At 73.8% G+C, this 6,300-nt stretch carries 6 protein-coding genes; 3 read left to right on the top strand and 3 right to left on the bottom strand.

Going from position 1 to position 6,300, the window contains the following annotated elements:
• Nucleotides 1-202: 202 nt before the first annotated feature.
• From ACI79K_RS17935 to ACI79K_RS17925, 3 genes are all read left to right on the top strand, one after another.
• Nucleotides 203-1,627 carry an NADP-dependent succinic semialdehyde dehydrogenase gene (locus tag ACI79K_RS17935; RefSeq protein ID WP_456598494.1) on the top strand — a complete coding sequence of 475 codons (1,425 nt, stop codon included), beginning with the start codon at nt 203-205 and terminating at the stop codon, nt 1,625-1,627.
• A gap of 93 nt (nt 1,628-1,720) precedes the next feature.
• Entirely contained in the window at nt 1,721-2,542 is an 822-nt protein-coding gene (locus tag ACI79K_RS17930) for a hypothetical protein (protein ID WP_456600378.1), read from the top strand.
• 47 nt (nt 2,543-2,589) lie between these two features.
• A complete protein-coding gene (locus tag ACI79K_RS17925; protein WP_456589768.1) occupies nt 2,590-2,766 on the top strand; it encodes a hypothetical protein in 177 nt (58 codons plus the stop codon).
• A 36-nt stretch (nt 2,767-2,802) separates the two neighbouring features.
• On the opposite strand, the gene pdxY is transcribed toward ACI79K_RS17925, so the two are convergent.
• The 3 genes from pdxY to ACI79K_RS17910 form a co-directional block, all read right to left on the bottom strand.
• Nucleotides 2,803-3,654 carry a pyridoxal kinase PdxY gene (gene pdxY / locus ACI79K_RS17920; RefSeq protein WP_456589767.1) on the bottom strand — a complete coding sequence of 284 codons (852 nt, stop codon included), beginning with the start codon at nt 3,652-3,654 and terminating at the stop codon, nt 2,803-2,805.
• Nucleotides 3,655-3,698: 44 nt separating this feature from the next.
• The gene (locus ACI79K_RS17915; protein ID WP_456589766.1) at nt 3,699-4,523 is read right to left on the bottom strand and encodes an IclR family transcriptional regulator domain-containing protein; all 825 of its coding nucleotides are present in this window, start codon (nt 4,521-4,523) and stop codon (nt 3,699-3,701) included.
• 118 nt (nt 4,524-4,641) lie between these two features.
• On the bottom strand, nt 4,642-6,156 hold the full coding sequence (locus tag ACI79K_RS17910; protein ID WP_456600377.1) for an amidohydrolase family protein: 1,515 nt from the start codon (nt 6,154-6,156) through the stop codon (nt 4,642-4,644).
• Nucleotides 6,157-6,300: the final 144 nt, after the last annotated feature.

Genomic DNA, 6,300 nt, shown 5'->3' with positions numbered 1-6,300 from the left:
CCCCCCCCCCCCCCCCCCCCCCCCCCCCCCCCCCCCCCCCCCCCCCCCCCCCCCCCCCCCCCCCCCCCCCCCCCCCCCCCCCCCCCCCCCCCCCCCCCCCCCCCCCCCCCCCCCCCCCCCCCCCCGGCGCCGGATCGCCCGGGGTCCGTTTCGTCCGTGTGCGCCCGGGCAGGTGACGGGCGCACCCCGGAGGGAGAACACCATGGCCATCGCCACGATCAACCCGGCCACCGGCGAGACGCTGAAGACGTTCGAGGCGTTGTCGGACGAGGCGCTCGAGGGCGCCATCGACCGGGCGGCTCGAGCCTTCGCGCGCTACCGGCTGACCACGCCGCAGGAACGGGCCGGCTGGTTGTCGGCCGCCGCCGACGTGCTGGACGCCGATGCCGACGGCGTCGCGGAGCTCATGACCACCGAGATGGGCAAGACGCTGGCGTCGGCGAAGGCCGAGGTCGCCAAGTGCGCGTCGGCGCTGCGCTGGTACGCCGAGCGGGGCCCCGCGCTGCTCGAGCCCGAACCAAAGGACGCCGGCGCCGTGGGGGCGCAGCAGGCGTACGTGGTCCACCAGCCGCTGGGCGTGGTGCTGGCGGTCATGCCCTGGAACTTCCCGTTGTGGCAGGCGATGCGGTTCGCCGCCCCCGCGCTCATGGCCGGCAACGTCGGACTGCTCAAGCACGCCAGCAACGTGCCGCAGACCGCCCTGTACATGGAGGAGCTGTTCCGCAAGGCGGGCTTCCCCGACGACGTCTTCCAGACCCTGCTCATCGGCTCGGGGTCGGTCGAGCGCGTGCTGCGCGACGACCGCGTCGTGGCCGCGACGCTGACCGGCAGTGGACCGGCCGGGCAGTCCGTCGCCGCCGTCGCCGGCGACGCCCTGAAGAAGACGGTGCTGGAGCTCGGCGGTTCCGACCCGTTCATCGTCATGCCCTCGGCCCACCTGGACACCGCGGCCGAGGTGGCCACCACCGCGCGCAACCAGAACAACGGGCAGAGCTGCATTGCCGCGAAGCGGTTCTTCGTGCACCGCGACGTCGCCGAGGAGTTCACCCGCCTGTTCGCCGAGAAGATCGGCGCCCTCACCGTCGGGGACCCGATGGACGCCGACACCCAGATCGGCCCGCTGGCCACCGAGTCGGGTCTGCAGGACGTCGAGGAGTACGTCGAGGACGCCCGCAGCAAGGGCGCCACCGTCGTGGTCGGTGGCAAGCGGGTGGACCGCCCCGGGTGGTTCTACGAGCCGACGCTGCTCACCGGCGTCACCCCCGAGATGAAGGTGCACAGCGAGGAGGTCTTCGGGCCGGTCGCCGCGCTGTACACCGTCGACTCGCTGGAGGAGGCCATCGAGCTGGCCAACGACCACGTCTACGGCCTCGGGTCCAACCTGTGGAGCGAGGACGAGGGCGAGCGGGCGCGCTTCGTGCGCGACATCGCCGCCGGCATGGCGTTCATCAACGGGATGACCGCCAGCTACCCCGACCTGCCCTTCGGCGGGATCAAGCAGAGCGGCTACGGACGGGAGCTGACCGAGCTGGGCATGTACGAGTTCATGAACGCCAAGACGGTGTGGATCGGTGGCCCGAGCAGCGAGCAGGCGAAGGGCAGCACCGCCGGGGCCGCCGCCGAGTGAGCCCCGCGGTGGGCGTCGCGGCCGGCGACGTCCACCGACCGGGTGATCCTCGTCCTACGGCGGACGACGGAGGTGCCGGGGCACAGTGGAGGCGTGTTCGACGTCGACTGGATGGGTCTGCTGACCCGGGAGGTGCTGCGCGAGCGCGGCGCCGCGCTCATCGCCGAGAGCTGCGCCTGGGCCGTCGGCCTCTCCGACCGCCCGCACTACCGGCGGCGCGCGGGCCGCGTCGCCCCGAGCGGCCTGACGGTGGGCGAGCGGGCCGCCACCGGGCAGCCGCTGGGGGATGACGAGGACGGCCGGGTCGACCTCGGTGACGCCGCGCCGGGCAGCTTCCAGGACGCGCTCAACATGATCGGCGCCGACGGGCGGCTGGTGGCCGAGCGGTTCGACGACGAGGTGCTGCTGCCCTTCGTGGCGGAGACCTGCCGGGTGGCGGGGGAGCGGGCCCGCGCCACCCGCCAGGCCGAGTGGGCGGAGCTCGCCGAGGACCTGGGGGAGGACCCGGCCGACGTCGCCGACGTGGTGCGGGCCGGTGGCTGGGACGCGCCGCTGCGCATCGACGCCGAGCACCTGGTGCTCGCCGCGCTCCGTGACGTCCCGCTGATCGAGGTCGAGGCCGAGGGGTTGGCGCTGTCGCTGGTCCGCGCGGCCGAGGCCGCCACCCGGTCGGCCGCCGTCCCCGAGCCCGTGCCGGTACCCGACGAGAGCCTGGCCGGTGCGCTGTTCCTCGCCCGGGCGGCGCTCGAGGCTTCCGGCTGCACGGTGCCCGTACCGCCGGAGGAGGCCGACCTCCTGCTGGCCGCGCTCGGCGACACCGGGCTGGAGGCCGAGGAGGTGCCGTCGGTGCTGGTGCACCTGCCCGTGGAGGAGGGCACGATCACCCGGATCGCGGCCACGCTCGCCGGCCACTGATCCCTGCTCCATGTGTCCGGGATCGCTGCCGGGGTAGCCATCGACCCATGGCTAAGAACAACGACCAGGACGCCCAGCGCGCCGCCGTCCGCGAGGCCAAGAAGCAGGGTGTGGCGCCCAGCGCGGCCGGTGTCACCACCGGGGCCAGCAAGCAGATCGAGCACCACACCCACAAGGACGACCGGCACGAGCACTCCAGCGCCCAGGGGAAGAGCAAGACCTGACCCGCGGCGCCCCCGGGTTCGTCCGGGGGGCGCCGGTCAGACCTCTTCGACGGCGAAGCTGCGCGACGGCGTCACGAACTCGTCCTGCGCGGCGACCAGCAGGATCTCCCGTGAACCGGCGTCCTCGGTGCGCTGGAGCAGACCGAACACCGACGCCGCCGCCCGCCCCAGCGCCTCACCCGCCGAGCGGGTGTCGAGCCAGTGGGCCAGGAAGAGGGCGGCGATCGCGTCGCCGGCGCCGTTCACCGACACCCCCAGCCGCGGGGTGCGCACGCGGAAGTGCCGGCCGCCCTCGGAGGCGAGCAGGTCGACGGCGTCCTCGGGGGTGTCCTCGGCGACGAGCGACGTGGTGAGCACGACCCGCGGCCCGAGCGCGTGCACCGCCGCGACCGCGTCCTTGACCGAGGTCAGCGAGCGGGTCGGGGTGCCGGAGAGCAGGTCCAGCTCGTAGTGGTTCGGCGTCACCAGGTCCGCGGCCGGGACGGCGACCTCGCGCATGAACTCCTCGATGCCCGGGCGCACGAAAACACCGCGACCGACGTCGCCGATCACCGGATCGCAGCAGTACACGGCGGCCGGGTTGGCCGCCCGCACCCGCGCCACCGTGCCGACGACGGCGTGCCCGATGTCCGCGGAGCCGAGGTAGCCCGACAACACCGCGTCGCAGCTGCCGAGAACGCCGCGGTCGGCGACCCCCTGCACCAGCTCCTCGATCGACTGGCCGTCGTAGACCCGGCCCGTCCACTGGCCGTAGCCGGTGTGGTTGGAGAACTGGACGGTGTGCACCGGCCAGACCTCGATGCCCAGGCGCTGCAGCGGGAAGACCGCGGAGCTGTTCCCGACGTGGCCGTAGGTGACGTGCGACTGGATGGAGAGGACGGCGGTCACGGGACAGACCCTGGCACATCGGACCCGCTGATCTTCACGGGCGTTCAGCCGGCGCCGGCCGCCCGACCCGGGGGCAGCTGCACGTGCGGGCGGGACTGCCACAGCGCCCACTCGGCGCTGATGTCCCCGGCGGTGCGGAGCAACTGCGGCAGGTGCTCGCCGACCAGCCGCTCGGTGGAGGTCTCGGCGGCGTGCACGGTCACGTTCATGGCCGCACGGACGACGCCGTCGCCGTCGCGGACGGGCACGGCCACCGAGCGGACCCCCGGGGCGAGCTCCTCGTCGGCGAGCGCCCAGCCGCGGGCGCGCACCTCGGTGAGCTCCGCCCGCAGCTGCTCGGGCGAGCGGCCGATCATCGGCGGCAGCCCGGCCCGGCTGGGCTGGGCGAGGGTGTCGACCAGCTGGTCGGGCGGCAGGGCGGCGAGCAGCACCTTGCCCTGCGACGTCTGGGTGGCCGGGAAGCGCGTGCCGATGTCGACCCGCAGCGCGATCAGCTTCGGCACCGCGACCCGCGCGACGTAGACGATGTCGGAGCCGTCGAGCTGGGCCATCGACGAGGACTCGCCGGTGCGGGCGACCAGCGCCTCCAGGTGCGGGCGGGCGATGTCCCACAGGCCGAGGGCGCCGACGTAGGCCATCCCCAGGGTCAGCACCTTGGGGGTGAGGGCGAACCCGCCGGCCGACGACCGGACGAAGCCCAGCTCCTCGAGCGTCAGCAGCAGCCGCCGGGCGGTGGGGCGGGCCAGCCCGGCGGCTGCTGCCACCTCCGACAGCGTCATCGTCGGGTGCTCGCGGTCGAAGCAGGCGAGCACGTCCAGACCCCGTGCGAGCGCCTCGACGAAGTCGGGCCCGCTGCCTCGCCCTGCCATCCCGTTCCCTCCGTCGTCCGCCGTGCCGAGATCGCGCGATCCCCTCGCTCCCGGATGGGAGCAGTGTGCGAGATCGCGCGACCTCGGCACGCGATGGTGTGCCCGCGGGCACGCTTCCTCAGTGCTCGGTGACCGCCCCGGCCGGACGCTCGGTGGCCAGGTGCTCCTCGAAGGCCTGCTCCCGGGCGGCGTGCGTCCCGTGGGACTTGTACTCGGTGTACTGGTACGGGTTGTCCAGCATCTGCGTGTCGGGCAGGTCGGGGTACATGCCGCCGGCCCACGCCTCCTCGCCCATGGCGCCGCGCAGGTGCTCCACGGTCGCGTCGATCTCCCTGCGTGCCGCGGCCAGGTCGACGTCGACCAGCCGGTGGGCGTGCTTCACGACCCGGCCGTCGACCAGCACGGTGTGCACGTCACCGCGCTGGGCCTGGAAGGCGACGTGGCCGAACGGGTTGAGCAGGGGGAAGGAGACCGGGGAGTCGTCGTTCTTGATCAGGACGACGTCGGCCTTCTTCCCGGGCGCCAGGGTGCCCAGGTCGTCGCGGCCCAGCGCCAGCGCGCCGCCCCGGGTGGCCCACTGGACGACGTCCTGGGCGCGCAGCTGGAGGTGGGTGACGGTGTCGCCCTTCAGGTGGGCCTCGAAGTGCTCGCGGGAGCGGTCGGCGCCGAGCGTGGTGCGCATGGCCGAGAACAGGTCACCGCTCCACCAGACGCTGGTGTCCATCGACAGCGACACCGGGATGCCGTGCGAGCGCACCTGCCAGGTGGGCGGGTAGCCCTGTCCGGCGCTCTGCTCCGACTCCGTGGACACCGAGATGGAACCGCCGGTGGCCGCGATGCGGTGGTAGGAGTCCGGCGTCAGGGTGGCTGCGTGCACGTACACCGTCTCCGGCGTCATGAAGCCGTGCTCGTGCATCAGCCGGATGCCGTCGTCGTTGGTGGCGCCCCAGACGCCGGCGTGCGTCGTCACCGGGAGGCCGAGCTCCCGGGCCACCTCGAACGCGGCCTTCTCCGGAAAGGCGGGGTCGCCGGTCACGTCGAAGGCCAGCTGCAGGCCGAGCATGTCGTCGGCGGCGTCGCGCTGCCGGGTGAGGAACGACCGGACGGCGGGGTCGGCGGTCCACTCCCACGGCGCGGCCTGGATGTTGCCGTAGGCCAGGACGAACCGGCCCGGCACCGAGCGCAGCGCGTCGACGGCGGCCTCGGCGTGGTCGATCGACTGCAGGCCGTGCGACCAGTCCACGGTCGTGGTGACGCCGGCCTCGAGCGCCTCCAGCGCCGAGAGCCGGTTGCCCGCCGCGACGTCCTGGGGGCGGAACTTCTTCCCGTGCTCGAGGTAGTACCAGACGAAGTACTGGGTCAGCGTCCAGTCGGCGCCGTAGCCGCGCATCGCGGTCTGCCACATGTGCCGGTGGGTGTCGATCATGCCCGGCATCACGATGCCGCCCCGGGCGTCGATCTCCTGCGTCCCCTCGGGTACCTCGAGCGCCGGCCCGACCGCGGCGATGCGGTCGTCCACGACCAGCACGTCCGCCTCGGGCAGGACGGTGCAGGTCTCGTCCATCGTCAGGACGGTCCCGCCGCGCAGGACCACCGGCCGGCCGGCCGCCGGAGCGGGCTCGGAGTGGGTCATCGTCTCCTCCTGGACGTCGTCGTCGCGTCGCCGGACCGGCGTCCGCTAGACGGACGGCCTGTGCGACGTGGGTCACCATCTCCCGCTCGTCGGATGCTGTCAACCGGGCTGCGCAGTTCGGCGTGCAGCGGCTGGACCCCGGTT

Source organism: Blastococcus sp. SYSU DS0616 (assembly GCF_054051015.1).
This window is presented reverse-complemented; position numbering and strand designations above follow the sequence as displayed.

What these genes read in the sequence shown, in the direction of transcription:
- ACI79K_RS17935 (WP_456598494.1), top strand. Translation starts at nt 203, where the DNA reads ATGGCCATCGCCACGATCAACCCGGCCACCGGCGAGACGCTGAAGACG.
- ACI79K_RS17925 (WP_456589768.1), top strand. Translation starts at nt 2,590, where the DNA reads ATGGCTAAGAACAACGACCAGGACGCCCAGCGCGCCGCCGTCCGCGAG.
- ACI79K_RS17915 (WP_456589766.1), bottom strand. Translation starts at nt 4,523, where the DNA reads ATGGCAGGGCGAGGCAGCGGGCCCGACTTCGTCGAGGCGCTCGCACGG.
- ACI79K_RS17910 (WP_456600377.1), bottom strand. Translation starts at nt 6,156, where the DNA reads ATGACCCACTCCGAGCCCGCTCCGGCGGCCGGCCGGCCGGTGGTCCTG.